The sequence below is a fragment of the Pirellulaceae bacterium genome, assembly GCA_019636385.1.
Classification (GTDB): Bacteria; Planctomycetota; Planctomycetia; order Pirellulales; family Pirellulaceae; genus Aureliella.
In genome coordinates this window covers 899,475-921,618 of the sequence record JAHBXT010000002.1, presented here as the reverse complement: position 1 = coordinate 921,618, position 22,144 = coordinate 899,475, and the positions used below count along the sequence as shown (strand labels likewise).

The following is a 22,144-nucleotide window of genomic DNA, read 5'->3' as shown; positions in this document are numbered from 1 at the left end:
AGATCGTCCAACACCGGCAGCTAGGTTATGCTGGTTCAGCCGCAGTAACTTCAGTTTCCGGCGCTGCTGGTTCCTCAGAATCCAACTGCGATTCAGGCTCGGGCTGCGTTTCGGATTCGGGCTGCGGGTCTGCAGTAATCGCGGCCGAGCTATCCGGAATTAAATCATCCAGGAAATTCCGCCCTGGAAAACGTTTGGGCCAGTCGGCAATAATGTTAACGAGCGTCGTCTTGTCTCCCTGAGCATCCCTGTATATTTGGCGAAACCTCAAGAATTTTGTGAGCGGAAAGTCTTGTGGAGGCTCAGGCAGATCGCGAAGCTGCAAGTATCTCTGTGCAGCCAATTCGACTTCCTCGGCGGTGTCATCCACCATCACAGCCGGGAAGCGATTAAACAGGGCATTCCACGATCGCCAGGAGTCTTCGTACCGCTCTAAGCACTCCTGCAGCTTACCCAAATCCAGCAACTGTTGCGCGTCAAACATGCTACGGCGAGCCGCCAGGGCTGCATCGTCCTGTTCGGCGACGCACCGAGCCTCCCAATAAGCGTAATTAACCTGATTGCGATAACGATCGATATGCTCAACGTGCGTTGCGGCCAGCTTGAGCTGATTAGCCAATTCGAGAGCCCGTGGTCGCTTGTCAGCAGGCAACGCGTCGATCAGCTCGCTAGTCGAAACTGTCAAAGCTGTGCGCGCGGTTTCGACTGCGGTCAATTCCTGCATGGTAAGACTAGCAGGATCCTTGTCCAATGCGGCCAATTGAAGAGGCGTGAGTTGTTGTCGCTGTTTTTGGTAGGCAGCTTGGTAGGTCTCACCAGCATGCTGGTACAGTTCCTGTTGCAGTTGGTCGCGTTTTTCGCGGGCTGACGTAAGTTCGTTTAAGAAGATGGTAGAACCAAAACTGGTGCGAATCTGTCGCTGACCATAGTTGCGCCAGGCGGTACCGGCTTGTCTCCAAGCGTTGCGGGCCTCTTCGCCCAAGTGCCCTTCGTCCTGAATTGCGCTAGCATGTTTATACTGCCACTGAGCACCTTGGCTGTAGAACATCAGTGGAGTACGAGCTGGCTTGTAGCCCGCGTCGACCATATCGTACGCGCGTTGGGACCACAAAGCACCGCCGCGCCAATTGTCCGGCTTGCCGTCAGGCCCTTGCCCAGCTTGTTGCGTTAGATCGAGCTTGCTGCGATCCAAAACTTCGTTGTGAAAATTGCGGTCGTTGCGATACAGCTCGCGGAACTGAACTCTTTCGTCGGACATCCCAAGCTTATTGCCAAACGCCCAGCCAAGCTCAAACGGCATCTCCGTGCGCGTTTTGTTGAACTTAGAACCGTCGATCAGAAAGTGGATACCTTTTTTCACCCACGCATACCGCTGGCGATAATCGTCGAATTCCACCGACACATTCCAAGCCAAATTGTGAGCCTGAAATCCCCAGACTTTGACAAAATGGGGTTGCAGAATGCGCAATTGGTTTACGGTAGCGGCCAAGCGATCGTAGTACTTTTCGCGCTTGTAGTACTCGGCGCGTTGCCACAGAATAGTGGCTGCCACGCCGCGCAGCCCCAGGGTGGCCAATCGCGCTGACTCACTGGCCGGGTCGAGCTCCCCAAGGTCGCTATGACTGAGATCGTAATTGCTGCGAATCTGAGCCAAATTGCCGCCTTCACGGACGATTTCACCTTCGTCATCTCGCACTGATGGATGCCCCAGGAAGTAGAGTGGCACCAACAGCGCCACAATGGCGGCTATGTAGATCAAGCGTCGGCGAAGCTTTAAGGTGTTCATGACGACGCCAGCTCACGAGTCTTTAGGAAGAAGTAACCCACGACGCTGCACAGTACAAAATAGGCCGCAGCCATTGTCAAATGGCGACATACTAAGCTGCCCGGAATATTGTAGCCGTAGGCCACGAATTCGGACGTGTTGAATTGCGCGAAGCTTGGCAAGGCATGAAACAACGCGGCCACCGAGTACAGAATGCCTCGATCAAACCACTGGATGGCTGACTCGAGCACATTGTTACCCAGATCCAATTCGATAGTGGCTGCCGTGTGCATGGGAATACGGATCAACGATTCGAGCGGTCCGCCACCCGGTGCCGCCCCGGAGGCAACGTCCAACGCCAGCGAGCCGAAGAAACCCAGCACCAGACTGGATAAAGTTGCTACCATGGCCACAGGTCCGCTCAGGAAGGTGCTGAACATCACTCCCAAACAGATCACGATGATCATTTGCAGCCAAATCCCCACAAAACCCTTGGCCAAATTCCAGCCGAAGCGACTTTCGCCAGCGCGCACATACAGATCAGCTTGCGACATGCCGAAGTACTGCCCGCGATCGACGCAGCGCACGATGACCTGCCAATTACCAGCGCTGCAGATATCGTCCCAAATGTTGACTTCGGTAGGTTGCCCACGCTTGGATCCGGGAAGCACACTGGTGAACTCTTGGCGATCCACCACACCCTCTTGCACGATAAACGGGCGGCGTTCGGTTTCCGCGCCCGTTTGTTCGTTTCGCAGAAACAATTCACCGCGCACCCCGGTCACAATGTCGGCCTTGAGGGTGCGGAAGGCCTGTAGCGTCATCTCAATGGGCAGCGTAGCATCCACAAAATTAGCTTGGTTTACTGGCGCGAACGTCCACACGGCTGACATCGGAGAATTGCCTTCGATGTAGGTCTGATACTCCGATTCGTACCCCACATTGATACCGCGACGCACAACGTTGCCGCTACGATCGGTCATGTGCAATTTGCCGAAAATCGGAATTCTAGCCAGCAGCAGACCTTCGGGCGGTCCGATCTCATAGGTGCCGTCATCCTTTTGCCGCACGACATGCGAGTGGCCTTTCAGCGTACTCGTTACACCTAGCTTCTCGCCGGGCAGCATTTCAAAAGTGTGCGCATGACGCGCATCGTACGTCGTGTTGCCCGTTTGATCTTGAGCAATGGATTCCACTTCGTGTTGATGCACGATGCCTCGCGTGACAAATCCATAGCTCAGCAATCCCATCCCCAGCAGCAACAGCGTGCCTACTCCAGAAAATCCTAGAATCCTGCCAAGCACGATCTCGGTACTGCGAACCGGCTTGGTCGTAATCGTTTGAATCGTCTTATTCTTGACATCGGTGGGTAAACTAAAACAGCTCAGAAACAATCCCAACAGTAACACCAAATAGCTGGTGCCAGTCATCACGAAGCTAATGTACAACTGAGCCACATTGTCCGAGCCGGTGTCCAAGAACCAGCCCGCGAACAGCAATACCACAATGAACACCGCCATCAGCACCAACACCTTGCGGCGAATGGCCTCCTGAAAAGCCAGGCGCGCCAAAGCGTAAATGCGTTTGAAACTCGTGCTTGGCAGATCGCGTGCCAACAGTTCATATATTACACGCGTGACTTGGTAGAAGCCTTCCGCTGGGCCCCATTTTACGCTGGCCACCAAATAGCAGGCGATGAACGCCAACAGCGCAATCCCCACCGCTACCAGCAGGCCTTGCACTAGAGCCATTTCCGAGATCAACCACTCGAAGTAGCCCCACATCTGTTCAGGTTCTAGTCGCATCTTCTCTTCAAACTATCCCATGGTAAGTAGCCGCTAATCGGCCATGTCCAAGGCTACAACTCTGCCGACAGTTTCCCTAAGGAACTCACTTCGGCCTGCTGCCTGGTCGATCGTTCTGGACGATATCTAAGAAAAGTTCTTCCATCGTGGTCGTCGGATTATCGATACGCAGCACTTTACCGCCCTCCGCCTTGATGAGTTCAGCAATTTTTTGCTGTGTCTGGGCGGACAAGCCTGTGGCATGAACTTCGGTCACGTCGCGAACCTTCAGCAGTTCTTGTACGCGGCCCATCTCGCGCAGTTCACCCTGATGGAGTATGGCGATGCGATCGCACACATCTTGAACATCCGCCAATTGGTGTGAGCACATCAATATGGTCTTGCCTTGATCTCGCAACGACAGAATCAAATCCTTCATTTCACGAGTGCCAATCGGGTCCATCCCGGTGGTGGGCTCGTCCAAAATCAACAAATCGGGTTGATTAATTAGGGCTTGGGCCAATCCGATGCGACGTGTCATGCCTTTGGAATATTCGCGTAACTGACGGCGACGCGCGTGCGCCAAGCCAACTTGGCGAATCAATTGTTCTGTCCGTTGGCGGCGCACTTCGGCGGGCATGTCGAACAGTCGTCCGTAGAAGTCGAGCGTTTCTTCGGCATTGAGAAATTTGTACAGATAGGACTCTTCGGGCAGATAGCCGATGCGTTCGTTTTTGGCGACATCGCGCGCGTCTTTGCCGAACACGAAGGCTTGACCGGAAGTGGGGAACAGCAGTCCCTGCAGCAGTTTTATGGTCGTCGACTTACCCGAACCGTTTGGTCCCAAGAGTCCAAAAATCTCGCCCTGCCGAACTTCGATGTCTAGCGATTTGAGAGCGGCTACTTTCTTGCGGCCCCAAAAATCGCGGTAGGTTTTACCTAAATTGCGGGTCTCGATGATGACATCCATCGAGTCCGCAGACGCGACTGTGGCTGACCCGGTTTTTGCTGCAGTCGAACTCATAGACTAGTGTTTCCTGGAGCAGGCCATGAACGGCGTCCGAACAATCACCAACCATGGAATTTGGATCGTCGTGCCAAGCCACCATTGTGCCTGGAAATTGGCTGAAAGGGAAGTAGAACCTCTGCCCAACATCCACAGAATCCACTGGAAGCCTGCGCTCGGCAGCATGACGTTCATCAAGAAGGAATCGTCAGTGGCCGACTAGTTCATGCTGCGCACGATGAGCACCGAGTTGATCCCCAACATCCCAAAAGAATTATTGAGGATATACCGCACTTGCGAAACTTCCCGAGGTTGATTCAGCACCAAGCCCGGCAATTCGCACTCTGGGTCCAATTGATCGACATTGATCGTGGCATGGCAAGTGGAGTCGCGAAAGGACAATAGGTTTCCGGCCAGCTCTAGCGAGCCGGCAGCGCCCATCGTGTGTCCCATGAAACTCTTGGTGTTATTAATGAACGTGTCCGGACAGTCTGCGAAGATGCGACGCAACGCTTGACATTCCTGGGCGTCGCCACTGGCCGTACCGGTTGCGTGAGTACTGACGATGTGGATCGCCTGGGGTGGCAATCCCGCGCGCTTCAGTGCCAGTTCAACGCATTGCGCTTGGCGTTCGGGATTGGGCAACACAAAATCCGTGGCGTCGGTGTTGATGGCATACGATACGATTTCGGCGACGATGTTAGCACCACGCCGCTTGGCATCGCTCAAACGCTCCAGCACATACAAGCAAGCGCCTTCAGAAACCACGATACCATTACGCTGCGTATCAAAAGGACGGGAAGCTTTGGTGGGGTCGTCGTGTGTTGCCAATGCACCCTGACTTTTGAAGCTGGCGAAAATCCCAAAGGTATGAATGCTTTCGGAGACTCCGCCGGCCAAGGCGACATCGCAGTCTCCCAGACGTAGCATTTGGGCACCCTGCACAATTCCTACATTGCCGGCAGCACATGCGGCCCCCAGCGTGTAGTGAGGACCGGTGATACCTAAATTGAGCGCGATTTCACCGGCCGGATTGTTTGCCACGGTGCGCGGGTTGTGATGATGCGACCAATACTGGACATCGTAGTCGAATTGCTTGATCTGATAGATTTCGTTTTCAGTTTCAACATTGCCGTGCTCGGTGACGCCAATGTAGATGCCGACTTGCGAACGATCCACGTTCTGCCAATCCAAACCGCTATCGGCGATGGCTTGATTGGCGGCCCAAATCCCCACAGCCCCAGCCCGTGTACCACGCCGCACGTCTTTGCGAGTCTGATACTGGGTGGCGGGGAAATCACAGACTCCAGCCAGGGTTTTGCCGACGTAACGAATCTCGTAATCCCGTACGCCACTGCGACCTTCCAGCAATGCCTGACGTAAGGTGGCCAGATCGTTGCCCAGTGGACTAGTGAGACCGACGCCAGTAATGACGATTCGCTGGTCGTCGGGAAGCTGAGCCGCCTTGTCCACAGTCATCATTCAGCCTGAATCTCTCAGTCTAACCGAGCACTTCGCTGGGGGTGACGTCAATTTTTGCCGGATTGGGACGCAGCTTGCCGGACTTCATTTCCGGTATCTTGGCGGCGCGAGGCAAGAAGGATTGGCTGGAAACTAGGGTCACAATGCGGCCTGACTGCACACACTCGCCCCGCTGATTGATTAGCTTACGAAACCAGGCAACCTCACCACTGCGGCGCCCTCGCGGACGAGTCGACTCGACCTGGGTGATCACGTGTACTGTGTCCCCGACGAAGATCGGATGGTGAAACTGCCAGTGTTCGACGCTTACCAGAGCCAGCGTTCGAACTCGCGGGCAGGTGCTGCTCAAGCCCGCCATAAGCGATAATCCCAGCAGACCGTGAGCAATCGGCTTGCCATAAGGGGTCTCGGCAGCAAACTCGCGATCGACATGCAACGGATCGTAATCACCGGTCATTCCCGCAAAGCCTACGATGTCGGTCTCCGTGAGCGTCCGAGCAGGGCTCTTCCAGCTTGCGCCGACCGGCAAATCCTCGAAAAATAGTGCATCCGACATTCAACCAGACTCCTAATTTAGCGCCACCAGCGGTTGAGCGCATTGCAGACAAGCGCGGGATTACTCTGCGAGACCAACATTGCAGCTCCCAGCCGGCCCTCTCGCGTACCGGTCAAACGATACGGCCGACATGTGAAGGATACCCCTGGATAGCCCTAAAACCAAGCTCACACTGTACCTTTTTTCTTGGTTCTCGGTAGAGGGCCTACTATAGAGCCTGCCACCGACCCAGTTTAACTTTCTGCAACGTTCCAAGAACTGGGAAACGTGCGGAATGCTGACGACAAACTGTCGCCCAGCGACGACGAACAACAGCCAACTGACCTTTTGGCGAACACGCTGAACCCATAGAATCACGGGTGTGTCTGGGTAATTGGTGTCAATTGCCTAAGCTATGAGGCCCGGGAATGCTAGCTGGATGCTTGGAGAAAATCAATAATGTCGGCAGATGGAAAACTAAGTCCCGTCGAGACGGTCAAGGCTGCGAGCCGTCTACTGCGGGGCACGATTGAGCAAGATTTGTCCAACGATAGCGATCAATTCACGAAGGACAATACAAATTTGCTGAAATTCCACGGCACCTACCAGCAGGACGACCGAGACAATCGTGGGAAAAAGGACGGCGGCAAATCGGCCAAGTCCTACAGCATGATGACGCGCACCCGAATTCCCGGCGGACGTTTGACTGCCGATCAGTTGATCGCGCACCTAGACCTGTGTGATAGCCTGGGAAATGCCACACTCAAGTGCACCACCCGCCAAGCGCTACAACTGCACTGTATTCTCAAGAGTAACCTGCGTACAGCCATTCACCGCATCAACCAGATTCAGCTCAGCACACTGGCGGCCTGCGGCGACGTCAATCGCAATGTCATGTGCTGCCCATCGCCAATCAAGAGCCCCGTGCACGACGAAATGTATCGCTTTACTGAGGCGTTGGTCGAGCATTTAGCACCTAAGACAAAGGCCTACTATGAACTGTGGGTTCGCGACGAACAGACCGGCGAAGAGACGCTGGCTGGTGGTGGAGCGCCTGAGGAGGAGCCGATTTACGGCCCGACCTATTTGCCCCGCAAATTCAAGATTGGCGTGACGCTGCCCGAAGACAATTGCATCGACGTCTATACGCAAGACCTAGGGTTCATCGCCGTCGTTCGCGACGGAAAAATCGTGGGCTATAACGTCACGGTCGGTGGCGGCATGGGCATGACCCCTAGCGCTGCCAAGACCTTCCCGGCGCTAGCCCAACGCATGGCCTTTGTGACTCCCGATCAAGCCGTTGGAGTTGCTGAAGCCGTTGTCAAGGTCCAGCGAGATAATGGCGACCGCGCCGATCGCAAGCGGGCACGCATGAAGTACTTGATTCACGATCGTGGCTTGGCTTGGTTCCGCGCTGAAGTAGAGAAGTATTTTGGTCAACCGCTGGCCGATTGCACTCCCGACGATGTCACCGGGGTCGACCTGCACCACGGTTGGCACGCTCAGGGAGACGGCAAGTTTTTCTACGGCCTGAACGTAGAAAACGGACGCCTGTACGACAATCAAGATCGCCGCTGGAAAGCGGCCCTGCGCGAGATATGTGCGCAGCTTCGTCCAAGCATTCGCCTGACCGGCAATCAAAGCATCTTGATAACGGACTTGGCCGAATCCGCGCTACCGCAGTTGGAAGAGATTTTGCGGCGCAATGGCGTTCCGCTGACCGAGCAGGTTTCCACGGTTCGCCAATGGTCCATGGCCTGCGTGTCGCTACCAACCTGTGGACTGGCAGTAACCGAAAGCGAACGCGTTCTGCCCAGCGTAATCGATCAATTGGAGGTCCAGCTAGCCAAGTTAGGATTGGAAAAGGAGGCCTTTACGGTGCGCATGACCGGCTGCCCCAACGGCTGTGCTCGCCCCTATAACGCCGATATTGGGTTGGTCGGGAAGGCCGTTGGCAAGTACACCGTTTATCTGGGTGGTCAGTTGCTGGGCAAGCGTTTGGGAACGATCTACAAAGACCTCGTGCCGCTGGATGACATTGTCCCCACCCTCGTACCAATCTTTGTGGAATTCAAAAGCCAGCGTCAACCTAGCGAAACGTTTGGAGACTTCTGCGCTCGGATCGGTATCGAGAATCTATCTGCCGTGGGCTCGACAACTTGAGCAGCCGCCGAGTTGCCAGGTGCTAGCGGCGTTAACACGGACCTGCTCACGAACTGTAACAGCACTAAACAGGCCATAAACGATACGAATATCAATAGCGCTAAAATGCACAGCGCCGGAGTTCGCGGCCAGGAGCTTGGCTGTTGAACCGACCTGTTTTCGGCGATAACTTGCTCAGCCACGCATTGGACTGGCTGGCCGTCTTCCGCGCGCTGCTTAACGGGCCGACGAGATTGCCACCAGGCAAGCGCAAACGCAATTTCGAAAGCGATGACACCTCCCACCACGGGCAAAAATAGCTCGGGCATGGTGTCGTCGCAGACGAACCATTCCCGAATGACCAGTCCGCCCAAGGCTCCAATGGCCGTGGCCAGTTGAATTTGGTTCGCGACTCGCCAGGAAGGTACAAGACGATTCCAGTTCTGCGCCCATGAAAAGTTGAGTCCATGCTGGGCGGCAGGATCGCTGAGAGCCGCCACAAGATCGACGAGATCGCCCGAGCCTCCGTCGTTCGATTCGCTGTCGAGATACTCCATTAGCCTCAGTAAGTCCCGACGCCGCGGTTCAAGCTGATCACGTACCGCACGTTGATTCAGGCGATATATCCACCAATAGATCGCCAGTAGAAATCCGCACATACAGCCGGCGATACTGACAAAACTCAGCCAGTCACGACTCGCTTGCCAACTGACGTGCACAAAGAAGGCCGCAATCGAAATCGTGAAGGGCAATAAATACCACCAGAACACATTCCGCAGCAACCAAATCTGATGCTCCACCTGCCTCAAGGATTCCCTAACGTAGTACAACAGCGGCTGACCTGGTTCGCTCAGGCGTTGCGGATGACGCCGACGGTCCAGCACGATGAAGCCGACCACCCACAGCAGGGCCGGCATGGTCAGGTACCAGCTCCACGGCAATGACAATTTGCTGCCCAGAAACATCCACACCACCAGCATCAGCAGTGAGACAACTATTTCGCGGATGTCTCTCCAGAGAATCACGGAATGAAAGCTGCCCTGTGAACGCTGCACTTCTCCTGACAGAGCATCTACGTCGACGATGACGCGAGTCCGAGCTGCTTCGGCTTGCCAAGCCCTTTGGTAATTATCAAGTTCCATCGGTCTGCCCGTTCATGAGTGCGGCCAACGACTTCTTGGCCCGGTTCAATTTGACGCCGACATTGCTTTCTGAAATGCCCAAGACCTCGGCCATCTCGCGATAACTCAATTCATCAAGATACAGCAGCACCAAAGCGGTATCGGTACTCGGCAACCGGTGAATCGCTTGGTAGAGCTGCTCGACGGTCTCTCGCTGCTGAATCTGCTCGACACTGTCCAGCTCGCAAGCCGCTACCGCGTGTGTTTCCAACAGCGGCTGTTGTCGCGTGCGGCGCGGCCTATCCTTCCGCTGCCAATTCAAAGCAGTGTGCAACGCGATGCGATAGAACCAAGTCGCCGGACTTGCGGTGCCCTTGTAATTCGGCAAGGATCTCCAGGCTTGCAACAGAATCTGCTGCGCCAGATCTTGGCACTCGTCGTTACTCAACGTATAGGCGCGCGCCACCTTCATGACAGACGAACCGTGCTCGGTCAGCCAAATCGTGAACAGCGATTTGTGGTCATCTTCAATCAAGAGCCCCCGCCTTCCTCTATAAGTATTGGTACCACGAACGTACGGCAACTTACAAAAAAACAAAAACGTGTCATTCGAACTCTCAGGCAGCTCATTCGGTCTTCTTGGTATCGTAGCAACAGCCAGCGGGACGATGGACTATGCAACAAATGCAGCATCATGATGTGAGTAACCTCTCAGAATTCCATTTCCATTAGAGGCAAGACACAACTGCCGAACTTAGACAGAAACGGCCAACGAGCGAGGACCGCAGTTAGCGTGATACATTGTCAGACGAACGCGATCGCGACGAGTTTAATTGGCACGCCGACCCTTGTGGGTATTCCCACCAAACGCCTACGCCACGGCGTGGCCGTGGGCCGGTAAATCCTGAAGAATCCGTGCGTTCGGGGATTGAAATCGCTATCAGAGCAGTTTAAGGAGATTAAACTCCATCTCAGGTGCCGCAGTCGCTTCCGTGAACGATGGGCGGAAAATCGACTAAGTGACTTTGCGATTCATCATTGATTCTGGAGAGACAACATGTCAATGTACTCAGCCATGGCCACTGAATTCCGAATTGATAGAACCTTGCGGTATTTATTGCCTGTTATTGCCGGATTGATGATTTTGCCAGCCGGCGCGTCGCCGGCCGGTTTGATCCACCAGTACCAGTTAAATAACAGTCTCGCCGATGATCTGGGCGGACCTAATTTGGTTTCGCATGGTGGGACATTAAGTCCATCAGGTTATTCATTCGGCTTAAACCAAGGCCTGTCGCTCAGTAATGGCCTTGCAGATCCTGGCAATTACTCAATCGAAATCATTTTTCGAATTGAACAAGTAGATGGCTGGAAAAAAATTATTGACTTCAAAAACCTCACTTCTGATAGCGGTTTGTACAACCGTAGTTCTGAACTTCGCCTTTACAGCTCTGGGTTGGCCGGACCCGCTGGCGGGTTTTCTCCGAACACTGACCTTCGACTTATCCTGACTCGCGATGGAACGTCTAATCTAGTCTCCGGCTACATCGATGGCGTCTCCCAAGGGAGCGTCATCGACAGCACGAACATTGCTGTGGCCAGTGCAACGGACAATATTTTGCACTTCTTTCGAGACGACTTCCTCTCATCTGAAGCCTCAGCCGGGCATGTTCGATTGATCAGAATCTATGACGCACCGATGTCTGCTGACCAAGCGGCGGCGCTTGGCGGTCCGCCAGCCGTCCCAGAACCTTCAGCTGGAGTACTCACGCTACTTGCCTTAACTGGTTGTACGACTTGGCGACTGCGGGGGCGTATTACTTAACGTTAGATAGACCTATTCCCGCTTTGGATTGAAAACGCCATAGTGTTGCAAGTAAGCGACGCTGTGTCCCCAAGAATCTGTGATGCCCCGGCTGAACAGACTTGTTTAGCTGACGGTATCCGTGTAAGACAGAGAGCAGCATCGCCAGGGTTGTACAGCCATCGATGCTTTCGGTGAAATGGTGGCGGCCTGAACTGGCTTCCGTAATCCGCACTCTGTCAGTTGGATAAGGGGACTTCAAGGTGTTTTCTTGGCTGCTCAATCGGCGTCGCCGCCACTGGCAGGCCCCCATGAATCCCCAGTGGCGACAGTGGATTTCCCACCACCTGTGGCACTGGCAGGTGTTGAACAGCAGCCAACAACAAAGACTGGAAAGCCTGGTTCGAGTATTTATCGCTGAAAAGAGCTTTGAAGGCTGTGATGGCCTGAAGGTTTCTCCCCAAATGCAGGTCGTCATCGCGGCTGCCGCCTGCCTGTTACTAATCGGGTTTGAGGACGATTACTGCTTCGACAAAGCTCGCACCATTCTGATCTACCCTCGTCCAACGGCTCAACGCAATCTGCGTCAAGCCAGTGGGGTGATCAATGAGCGGCAGTGGCTGTCTGGCATGGTCCAACATGGAGGCCCAATCATTCTCTCATGGCGAGATGTCCTGCGTGACTGCCAAAATGGTCAACCAGGCCATCATGTAGTGCTGCACGAATTTGCACATTACATCGATGGTCTGGACGGAGCCATGGAAGGGTTGCCTCCCTTTCCGACACCCAGCCTGCAGCAACAATGGCGAGCTGTGGCTGAAAAAGAACTTTCATTGCTACGAACGGCAGTTGACCAAAACGAGCCGACGATCTTGGATCCTTACGGAATGCAGAGCCTGGCCGAATTTTTCGCGGTCGCCACCGAAGCGTTTTACTGTGACGGGCACAATCTAGCACACTGGCATCCCGAACTGTACCACCTATTATCTATCCTGTATCGACTTGAGACCAAACACTGGTTCATGTAAGCCGCATCACGGCAGGCGGGTCGCATCGGTCATAACAAACCTCTGGGGACAGTGCAGAATGCTGAGGCAGTCGCTTACAGGCGGAATAGTTTGCTGGACGATAGCTGGTGGGCTGCCCCCAATTTCTGTCCAGTCGTTATGAGAGTAATGATTGAGTAGAAGGTAATGGATCGCAGTGCTGCTGGAGTCAAGGCGTGGAGCGGCAAGCGGGACGAGGATCGGGTGACGCTGTTGCCCGCAACACTGCACAAGGTGCCGCACGCCCAACTGGCGAAAGTGCGCGAGTGGCACGAGATCGACTTTACCAACGGATATTTGCGAAATCCAAGAAACTCCGGTCCACAAGAACGTCCAGGCGTGATGATTAACACGCATGTGGTTCGCGACCTGACGACGAAGGCGCGTAGTACGTGGGATGACCTGTAGCTTCGCTAAAAACCTGCGGTCTTGAGCTCGGATTGTGCTGGGGAACGACGGCCTGCGGGCCACCGACGGTGCCATCCAATTGACCACAACCGCTCTTGATCGGTCAGTCCCCAAATACCACAGGAGGGCTGACCGAGGCTCCAAGATCTAATTTGACCGTTCGTCTCAGGTAATCAATGTGTCCATAGTGAAAGGCGTGGCGAAGTCGCTTATGTCAAAATCTTGTCAGACGCCCCGTTGATATTGGAGAAGTCTATGAAATTGAATTTACCCGACGAAGCCAACGCGTTCGTGAAGGGATTGGTTGCCCAGGGCAAGTACCAAAACGAAGAAGCTGCAATAGTGGATGGTATCCGATTGCTCGTGGGGCGCGAGAGGTTGCGAAATGAAATTCGAGTAGGGATCGAGGAACTTGATGGTGGCCAGTCACGTGATGACCAAACGTTGTTCTCGGAAGTCGATGCGGTGATCGACGAAATCGAAGCATCTCAGCAGAAAAGTAGCCCATGCTGAGACTTCGGTACTCTGATCAATCAAAAGAGGACCTCAAGGAGATCGCGAAAGACAAACCAATAGCTGCAAGCGAATGGTCGGCAAGGCTTGGCGAGAAATGTGGCATGCTGGCGAAGCATCCAGAGGTAGGCGATGACCGAGCCGACTTGGGCGACGGGATTCGACCAACCTGTGTGGGAAGTTACACTATCTTTTGTCGGCGACGTGAAGAGACACTTGAGATCGTTCGTGTGAGAAGAAGCGATCTCGAATTCCCGTTTCCCTAGTGGCATCCAATGGGCCACACACTCAAATGCAGCGGTCTAAGGCGATAACCGGTAAAACGCTAATGTGGGCGTGATCTGAACGAGACGAGTCGGGTATCAAGCTGCTTCGGTCCGCCATGCCGACAAAGCATGACATGCCATGCTTGCGTGTGTTAGCGACCATCGCTAGACTCCCAGGGTCGTTTGGTCAAACTGCGACCGAGGGTCAGGGACTGACTGCCGAAGCGGGCCTGGATGGCATCGGTGATGTGGTCGAGCTGACGGTGACGGGCGCGCTGCGCGGTTGAGTCGTCGGCGAAGAGTTGCTGTTGTTCCAGCGGTGGTTGGCTCAGGCCGCTGACGCCAAAGCCGATCAGGCGGATGCCCTGGGCCAGTAGCGGCGGTGACGAGGCGGCGTCGAGTAGCCCGCGAGCGGCGTGCCAAAGTTCAGCGGTGATGTCGCTGGGCTGGGCGAGCGACTGCGAGCGGGTGATGGTTCGGAAATCGCTCAGCCGCAATTTGAGCTGCACGGTGCGGCCGACGCGGCCCGAACGCCGCAGTCGACGGGCTACCTGGTCGGTCAGTTCCCATAGCCGCTGCCGCAACGGCTCAATCGCCGTCAGGTCGCGGGCAAAGGTGGTCTCGTGTGAAATCTGCTGGGCCTGCCGATCGGGTACTACCGAGCGCTGGTCGATGCCTCGGGCCAGCCGCCAGAACTGCTCGCCGCCCTCGCCGAACTGCTGCCGCAACTGATCGACGGACAGCAATCGCAACTGGCCAATCGTCTCAACGCCCAGCCGCCGCATGGCCGCCTCGGTTACCTTGCCCACGCCCCACAGACGGCCGATTGGCAGCGGGTCGAGGAAGGCTTCAATCCGTAGCGGATCGACCACGACCAGCGCGTCGGGCTTTTCCAGGTCGCTGGCGATCTTGGCTAAGAATTTGTTAGGGGCCACGCCCACCGAGGCGACTAGGCCGGTTTCGGCGCGGATGTCGTCCTTGATCCGCCGCGCGATGTGCGGGCCGCTGCCAAACAGTTCACGGCAGCCGCTCACGTCCAGAAACGCCTCGTCCAGCGACAGCGGTTCAACCAGTGGCGTGTAGCGGTGGAAGATGTCGCGGATCTGCCGCGAGATGTCCGCGTAGTGGGACATACGGACCGGCAGCAGTATGGCCTGGGGGCACAGCCTCAGGGCGGTGGCCGTGGGCATGGCGCTGTGGATGCCGTAGCGGCGAGCGGCGTAGCTGGCTGCGGCGATCACGCCTCGACCGGTCGCCGAGCCGCCGACGATGACCGGGCGGTCGGCCAACTCTGGCCGATCGCGCTGTTCGACCGCCGCATAAAAGGCGTCCATATCCACATGCAAGATCATCAGCACCGCCGGATATTAACCAAATTGGAAATGGTACTGAGAAGTAATATAACAGGATTGCCCGGGGCAGGGGGGAGTTGTCCCGATCGCACGCCTAGGGACAGCCGGAGAGAAAGCCTCTGAGAGACGGCCCCTAGAGACACAGTCAATCGAGTTCGGTGCGGACTTTGTGACAACGGCAAGTTGGCAAGTTGTCGGTCATGTGATGGAGTTACAGACTTCTGCCGACCCAGCGGCCCATCGGGCCGCGCAGTAGTGCTGGCAGCAGAATCAGATCGCCAATAATGGCGCCAGCAAGAATCAGGATCAGTAGTAGCGCAAATCGACCCGTGGGCAGAAATTCACAAAACATGAATGGCAGCATAGCACCACAAGAGATGAGTGTGGTGAATAACATCGCCCGCGCGCAGTGGCGGATGGCTTGATTGGTGGCTTCCATCGACGACGCCCCGTGTTTCTTTCCGCGTACATACCAATAGACACAGTGCAGTGTATCGTCCACCGAAATGCCCAGGGCGACGCTGGCGGTTAAGATACTGGCTACATCCAAGGGAATAGCCTGCCAACCCATTAAACCAAACACCAATGCCACTGGAATAAGGTTGGGGATCATCAGCAACAGCCCGCCGACTATACTGCGAGCGACAATCATCATCACTGGAGTGATTAGCAGAAAGGCCGTACTAAAGCTGCTAATCAGATCACGCATCAACACGGTGTTGGCAGTTTCGATCACGGTGCGCAGACCGGTAATTTCGAGCGCAGGTCGCACTTGAGATTCGGGAAACAGCATCTCAAGTTCTGCGCGCGACAGTTGTTCCAACTCCGTTCTCAAGCGATGAAATTCTTCGTCGATCTTAGTCTTAAACCTGGCCGTAATTCGCCAGCAATTCCCAGTCGGACTGCTCGAGACCAACTGCGCACTGGCCAGATTGTCTAAATCGGCATTGATGAGATTACGATACACCGCTCGACGCACAGTCGCTCGTGAACCTTGCTGCGTTGGCAATGGAGGCAACAGTTGGATGGCTGAGAAGGTGCTGTGAACTTGATTGTGCTTGGTGAGTACATTCTGCAAGCGGCGAACGGTAGTCAATTGCTCCAAGACATCCACAGGTTGTGGCTGGTCGGCAAACGTAACCAAGAACTCCATGGTCTCGATGGGCCCCAAGCGGTCTTCGACCCACCGCAGGCTGCGGACGGACGGGTGCGAAGCTTCGAACATGCCGTCAAACCGCGTGGTCGTCTTCAAGCGTGGAATCCCGAATGCGGTTGCCACAAACAGCACCAAGCCGACGGCAATAATCCAGCGACGACGGTTGGTCGTAAATCGCACCAGGCATTCAGCCAAATGGAAAGTTGAATCTTGAGCCGGCTGTGTGTCTTTGGTGCCCAGCATTTGAAGTCGCGTAATCGGCACGAACAACATCAATAGCAGTAGTGTTGCCAACACAACGCCGCCACCAGCCAGTGCGCCGAACTGAAAAATCGGCTCCAAATCGCTGACAACAAGTGAACCAAAACCAATGGCGGTGGTCAGGGCTGCCAGCAGGCAGGGAATGAAACCCAGCTTTAGGGCACGCGCCCCAGGATATCCCTGGCCGTCTGCGCGACATTCCACGTAATAGTTGACTAAATGCACGGCCGCTGAAAGTGTCAGCATGAAGAGCAGCGTTGGCACGACGATCAAGATTGCCCCCATCTGCCCGGTGGTGGCGCTAATCAGCGCCATCCCCAACAACTGCCCAACACCGGCCAGGGCCAACACAACCAGGCTCAGTCGCCAACTGCGCAGGCACAGCCAGGCCACCAACATCGACAGCAGGATCGAAAACGGTACAAATCGCTGGATTGATAGCCGACTATAGAGATCTACGATGTGCGTTTGGTAGGGTTCGCCGGCGATCACCATATCTCGCGGCTCGATGCCCAGAGATCGTACCAGTGGTGTCAAGGACGAAACGATCTGATCGCGTTCCTTGGGCATAATGCCGCGCACATGGATGGCCACAAAGCTGCTGCCATCTTGCCCCACAGCCTGTCCCGCCAGGCGCTCGATAGCACCCGCTTCGGTGAGCCCTGAGAGCTTGGATCGCAATTGGTCGATCGACTGCTGAGAGTTGGTAATGGCCACGATGGGCCAATGCGGATTCTGCAGTCGCAGTTCTTCCAGCCGTTCAGTTGCCCGAACGATTCGCGGATCATCCAGCCTGGCTCCACGCCACGCCAGCAACAACACCTGATCTTCGCCAAATCTTTTGGCAAAATCGGCGTATGCCACGCGACTGGGTGTCTCACGCGGCAGCCAATTTTCGACATAGTCTGTGCCAAACTTGATTTGCACCGCATACCAGACAGCCCAGATCAACCCCAGAACCGTCACTAAGGCGGCCCAGTTAGAAATCCGCTGCACTAGGGGAGGGCTAAACATCGCGGTGTCTTGTGACTCGAAAACAAATTCCCTTGAAACTCGAGCGTCGCACTCTGCGATTTCTCCATGCCACTTACTTCAGCCCGCTGGGCCCAGACGACTGATCTTGAGCCTCAGCTACTTGCCGCCCAAGCGTGCCAGCCGTCGATTGACTGCGCGCTTCGGAAACAGCCGCTTTCGGCGAGGCTGCGGCAGCTCGTCGGTCTCTACTGGCGGCACATCCGAGTTGCCCGGTTCCGCTTCAGACTCAGTTGGTTCAGGTGGCGCGACGACCAATTTGTCATCGTTCAAGCTATCTCGCTGCAGCAGAAGATTGATATTCAGTTCGATTGCCGTAAGCTGCGGACCTTCGCTGGCGGTCACAAACGTGAAGGCGATGCCATCCCGCCCCATTCTGCCTGTTCGGCCCACGCGGTGCACGTAGTCGTCGCAATCCATTGGAATATCGAAATTGATAATATGGGATACCGTGGACACATCGATGCCACGGCCGACGACATCGGTGGCTACCAGCAGGTCGATTGTACCGCTGCGCAGATCGGCGAAGACTCGATCGCGATCTCGCTGGTTCATGTCACCGTGAATACACTCGATGCGTTTGCCTTCAAACCCTTTTGCGCCTGTCAGCGTCTCACGCAAACGACGCTGCAAGCGGTCTGTGCCGCGCTTGGTACGACAAAAAATGATTGCTTGCCGAGGCTTTTCACGCATGATGAGCTTGATCAATACGTCGAATTTATCCTCTTGTTTCAGACTGATGTACCGCTGTTCGATCGTATCGACTGACACTTGTGACTGCGAGCAGTTGATATGCACCGGGTCGGTTAGATAGCGCTCCGTCAGTTTCTTGATTGGCGGAGGCATGGTGGCGCTGAGCAACATCGTTTGACGATCGCGCGGACAGGCACGTAGGATTTTTTCAATCGCCGGCCGGAATCCGATATCCAACATGCGATCCGCTTCATCCAGCACCACGCACCATAGATCATCGGTACGGAACGTCTTGCGTTGGATGTGATCGTAGACTCGGCCCGGCGTTCCAACGACAACTTGCGTACCTTCTCGCAATTGCGCCATCTGCTGTCGCATCTGCTTGCCACCGGCCAGCGCGGTAATCGCCGTCTTGCAGCCGTAGGCCAATCTGACCATCTCTTGGTGTACTTGTTCAGCCAATTCTCGCGTCGGCACCAGAACCATGGCTTGCGGATTGCGGCACTCGCTGAGCGGATCAAGCAGCTCCAAAATCGGGATCGAAAATGCAGCGGTCTTGCCCGTACCCGTTCGAGCCTGACCAATTACGTCACGACCATCCAGGGCAATTGGAATCAATTGAGCCTGGATCGGAGACGGAGTCGCGTAGCCCAGCCGCGCCAGCGATCGCATCATTACCTGTGAGAGATCGAGCTGCTCAAAGCTGTTTATTTCCGCGGGTGGCGGTAGATTGCTGTTGTCTGCGGATGGTTCCATATACCCGTAAATCCAAGTCTGCCCAGCCAGTTTTTGCAGCGATCTGCGGTTGCTGAGCCAAACTACTACGTTTTCTCCTTTTGACGGACGTCACTGGTCCAGCGATATGATAACCGACAGAACCCCATTTTGTCAGCCGCTTTTTCCATGAGCGGTCACGTCGAATATGCCCTGTGTTAGCATCGCTGGGTGGTGGTAGCGGTGGGTTGCCACCGTCTGACGAGGGGAGCTGCCAAGCGCACCGGGGTTCCACGGCCCGGCGACGGTAGCTACTGAAGGAGAGTTGGGCGACGAGAATGCTGAACAAACCGCTCTGGCACTCTGTCACAGACGCGTGAGACCGGACAAATGCCCTCATTCATGCATTTTGAAGTTTCACGTCGATAGGTCAGATGAATGCTGAGACTCTGTTGTTGTGGCATTGGTGACGCGCGAACGTCGAGCAGGAGTGGAAAAAACCTCGTGTGGCAGCCGTATTCGGGGGTAGGCAGGGGCTGTAGTAAGCTCAAAAGCGGCCCTTCCCGATGTTGGATAGCCGCCAGAGCTGAGTTATACTACTTGGCTCCCGCCCGGTTACCCTGCCCACTCCACAACTGGCCTAACTTGCTGACCATGGTTGCAATCAGGCAGCACTTTGGTTGTTCTTTTTGGCACTTGGGTGCTCGTCGGGCCGTCGCATCAAGCTTTGCTGGTACCCGAATTCTGTTTGATACCAGAGGGCTGCTGGGCGCACTGCTAGTCATAACCTTGGTTGCGCCTGCCGGAGCGGTAGACGCTGCCAAACCAGATAATGCCAAGTCTGTGGCGGCTCCCTGGCATCAGGTAATATCGGCGACTGGCCAGATCGACTTCGCTAACGATATTGTGCCGATCATTACTAAAGCAGGATGTAATGCAGGTACGTGCCACGCCAAAGCGGGCGGTGGCCAGAATGGATTTGAATTGAGCCTACTAGGCTTTGAGCCGGATGTGGATTATCAGTTTATCGTCGTTCAGGGACGCGGCCGACGTATCTTTCCGGCAGCACCCGAATCCAGCCTGCTGATTCGCAAGGCCTTGGGAGAAGTTCCGCACGGCGGCGGACCACGCTTGCAAGCTGGTTCAGCAGAATATCAAGTGCTGGTCGAATGGATTCGGCACGGTTGCCCAGAAACCGGAGCAGCATTCAAGCGGCCCAATGCTCAGGCCGAGCCAGCAGCTTCTAGTGACGGACCAGTCGCAGGGGCCGCGCCTTGGGAACCGATACGCTTGGCTACCGTTGAAGTTATGCCCAGTAGCGCACTACTTGAGCCGCAGCAGACTGAGCAATTAAGGGTTGTGGCCAGTTACTCTGATGGGTCTTCGCGCGATGTCACCGACTTAGCCTTGTTTGAATCGAACGACACCGATCGGGCGCTGGTCGATCGCCGTGGATTAGTCACCGCAGGCAATGTGCCAGGTACCGCCGCCATTATGGTTCGTTACCAGGGTCATGTCGCTGTATTTCGTCCGGCCATTCCATTGGGCCCAGCTCTTGGCGACCTGCCAACGCCGATGAATCTGGTAGATGAACATCTGTTTTCAAACCTTCAGCGATTGGGAATTCCACCTGCATTGACTTGCGACGATGCCACCTATCTGCGTCGGGTCTCGCTGGATCTTACAGGCCGATTACCGACCGACGGCGAGCGGCAGAGCTACTGGGCTGCCGATGCTCGGGTGCGTCGCGCGGAATTGGTCGAGCAGCTATTAAAGCACCCGGACTACGCCGAGTACTTTGCAAATAAGTGGACGAGTCTTCTCAAAAATCGCCGCGAAGACACCAATGATCTGGCGGCGAATTTTGCTTTCCACGCTTGGGTCCGCGATCACCTGCAGGCTGGCACACCCTATGACCAAATGGTCAAACAACTGCTGGCCGCCACTGGCACCATTAAGAGCAATCCGGCGGTAGCATGGTACAAACGAGTGAAAGATCCCAAAGAGCAGTTGGAAGACATTTCTCAATTGTTCCTCGGAGTCCGGCTGCAGTGTGCCCAGTGTCATCATCATCCGTTTGAGCGTTGGAGCCAAGACGATTATTACGCTCTGTCAGCCTGTTTTTCACGCGTAGGCCGCAAGCCCACAGGCGTACAAAACGAAGACATGATCTTTCACCAGCGCGGAATCGCCGAAGCTCAAAATTTGCGCACCGGTCAGACGCTGCGTCCCAAAGCACTCGGAGCCGACCTTGGCAGGATCGACGCCAGTGAAGACCCACGTCTAAAACTGGCCGACTGGATGCGTTTGCCGGACAATCCATTTTTCGCGAAGGCGCTGGTCAACCGTTACTGGAAACATTTTTTTCGAGTTGGATTGGTTGAACCCGAAGATGACATTCGCGATTCCAACCCTCCGAGTAACCCTGAATTATTGACAGCCTTAGAGTGTTACTTCATCAACAGCGACTTCAATCTACGAGACTTGGCGCGGACCTTGGTATTGTCCAATGCCTACCAGCTCAGCTCCCAACCGAACGATCGCAATCTAGCGGACACGCAGAATTACTCGCGTTTCTATCCAAGACGCCTGCCGGCTGAAGTATTGTTGGACGTGGTCGATCAACTGCTGGGTTCCCAAACCAGTTTTGCAAACTTGCCGCCAGGTACGCGCGCGGTCGGGTTGCCCGATAACAGCTACAATCGAGCCGTACCGTTTCTGAAAGTCTTTGGGCGTCCGGAGAATTCGAGCGTTTGCGAATGTGAACGTGTACAGTCCGCCAATTTGGCCCAAAGTCTGCATCTGCTGAATTCCGCCGAGTTGAAGGCAAAATTGGGTACCGGAGGTGGCTTGGCAGACAAACTGGCCCAGAGTAGCGAACCATTCTCGGCGCGCATCGAACACATCTATCAAGTCGCGTTTTGCCGCTCGCCACGCTCAGAGGAGCTGGCTGCAATCGAAGCTACGGTACCTTCGGGTCAGGCGTCTAAGGCGGATTTTGAAGACGTGCTGTGGGCAGTTCTGAATTCCAAAGAGTTTCTGTTTAATCACTAGGTTTACCCGAGGT

17 protein-coding genes are annotated in these 22,144 nt (G+C 55.2%); 7 read left to right on the top strand and 10 right to left on the bottom strand.

Annotation, left to right across the window (positions count from 1 at the left end):
• Positions 1 to 25 precede the first annotated feature (25 nt).
• From KF752_09080 to KF752_09060, 5 genes are all read right to left on the bottom strand, one after another.
• On the bottom strand, positions 26 to 1,786 hold the full coding sequence (locus KF752_09080) for a hypothetical protein (GenBank protein ID MBX3421696.1): 1,761 nt from the start codon (positions 1,784 to 1,786) through the stop codon (positions 26 to 28).
• Positions 1,783 to 3,570: an ABC transporter permease gene (locus KF752_09075; GenBank protein MBX3421695.1), complete on the bottom strand. Its 1,788-nt coding sequence runs from the start codon at positions 3,568 to 3,570 to the stop codon at positions 1,783 to 1,785. The genes KF752_09080 and KF752_09075 overlap by 4 nt, the downstream gene beginning before the upstream one ends.
• An 85-nt stretch (positions 3,571 to 3,655) precedes the next feature.
• On the bottom strand, positions 3,656 to 4,573 hold the full coding sequence (locus tag KF752_09070) for an ABC transporter ATP-binding protein (GenBank protein MBX3421694.1): 918 nt from the start codon (positions 4,571 to 4,573) through the stop codon (positions 3,656 to 3,658).
• 201 nt (positions 4,574 to 4,774) lie between these two features.
• Positions 4,775 to 6,037, bottom strand: a complete 1,263-nt coding sequence (locus KF752_09065; protein MBX3421693.1) for a beta-ketoacyl-[acyl-carrier-protein] synthase family protein — start codon at positions 6,035 to 6,037, stop codon at positions 4,775 to 4,777.
• A 19-nt stretch (positions 6,038 to 6,056) separates the two neighbouring features.
• Complete coding sequence (locus KF752_09060; protein MBX3421692.1) at positions 6,057 to 6,593, bottom strand: MaoC family dehydratase N-terminal domain-containing protein; 537 nt, start codon at positions 6,591 to 6,593, stop codon at positions 6,057 to 6,059.
• Between the two features lie 438 nt (positions 6,594 to 7,031).
• On the opposite strand from KF752_09060, the gene KF752_09055 reads away from it, so the two are divergent.
• Complete coding sequence (locus KF752_09055) at positions 7,032 to 8,735, top strand: NADPH-dependent assimilatory sulfite reductase hemoprotein subunit (GenBank protein ID MBX3421691.1); 1,704 nt, start codon at positions 7,032 to 7,034, stop codon at positions 8,733 to 8,735.
• Here the strand turns inward: KF752_09055 and KF752_09050 are convergent.
• Positions 8,657 to 9,856: a hypothetical protein gene (locus tag KF752_09050; protein MBX3421690.1), complete on the bottom strand. Its 1,200-nt coding sequence runs from the start codon at positions 9,854 to 9,856 to the stop codon at positions 8,657 to 8,659. The genes KF752_09055 and KF752_09050 overlap by 79 nt on opposite strands.
• Positions 9,846 to 10,370, bottom strand: coding sequence for an RNA polymerase sigma factor (locus tag KF752_09045; GenBank protein ID MBX3421689.1), 525 nt, complete (start codon positions 10,368 to 10,370; stop codon positions 9,846 to 9,848). The genes KF752_09050 and KF752_09045 overlap by 11 nt, the downstream gene beginning before the upstream one ends.
• Before the next feature lie 522 nt (positions 10,371 to 10,892).
• Between KF752_09045 and KF752_09040 the strand changes: the two genes are divergently transcribed.
• From KF752_09040 to KF752_09020, 5 genes are all read left to right on the top strand, one after another.
• Positions 10,893 to 11,657, top strand: a complete 765-nt coding sequence (locus tag KF752_09040) for a hypothetical protein (protein ID MBX3421688.1) — start codon at positions 10,893 to 10,895, stop codon at positions 11,655 to 11,657.
• A gap of 242 nt (positions 11,658 to 11,899) precedes the next feature.
• Entirely contained in the window at positions 11,900 to 12,664 is a 765-nt protein-coding gene (locus KF752_09035; GenBank protein MBX3421687.1) for a zinc-dependent peptidase, read from the top strand.
• Between the two features lie 165 nt (positions 12,665 to 12,829).
• Entirely contained in the window at positions 12,830 to 13,090 is a 261-nt protein-coding gene (locus KF752_09030) for a hypothetical protein (GenBank protein ID MBX3421686.1), read from the top strand.
• 255 nt (positions 13,091 to 13,345) lie between these two features.
• Positions 13,346 to 13,603 (top strand): CopG family transcriptional regulator, encoded by a 258-nt coding sequence (locus KF752_09025; protein MBX3421685.1) that lies wholly within the window; start codon positions 13,346 to 13,348, stop codon positions 13,601 to 13,603.
• Positions 13,597 to 13,869 (top strand): type II toxin-antitoxin system RelE/ParE family toxin, encoded by a 273-nt coding sequence (locus KF752_09020; protein ID MBX3421684.1) that lies wholly within the window; start codon positions 13,597 to 13,599, stop codon positions 13,867 to 13,869. The genes KF752_09025 and KF752_09020 overlap by 7 nt, the downstream gene beginning before the upstream one ends.
• Positions 13,870 to 14,021: 152 nt before the next feature.
• On the opposite strand, the gene dinB is transcribed toward KF752_09020, so the two are convergent.
• From dinB to KF752_09005, 3 genes are all read right to left on the bottom strand, one after another.
• Entirely contained in the window at positions 14,022 to 15,221 is a 1,200-nt protein-coding gene (gene dinB / locus KF752_09015) for a DNA polymerase IV (protein MBX3421683.1), read from the bottom strand.
• 211 nt (positions 15,222 to 15,432) lie between these two features.
• A complete protein-coding gene (locus KF752_09010) occupies positions 15,433 to 17,652 on the bottom strand; it encodes an MMPL family transporter (protein MBX3421682.1) in 2,220 nt (739 codons plus the stop codon).
• Positions 17,653 to 17,769: 117 nt separating this feature from the next.
• Entirely contained in the window at positions 17,770 to 19,119 is a 1,350-nt protein-coding gene (locus KF752_09005; GenBank protein MBX3421681.1) for a DEAD/DEAH box helicase, read from the bottom strand.
• 612 nt (positions 19,120 to 19,731) lie between these two features.
• Between KF752_09005 and KF752_09000 the strand changes: the two genes are divergently transcribed.
• Positions 19,732 to 22,131 (top strand): DUF1553 domain-containing protein, encoded by a 2,400-nt coding sequence (locus KF752_09000; protein ID MBX3421680.1) that lies wholly within the window; start codon positions 19,732 to 19,734, stop codon positions 22,129 to 22,131.
• The last annotated feature ends 13 nt before the right edge of the window (positions 22,132 to 22,144 follow it).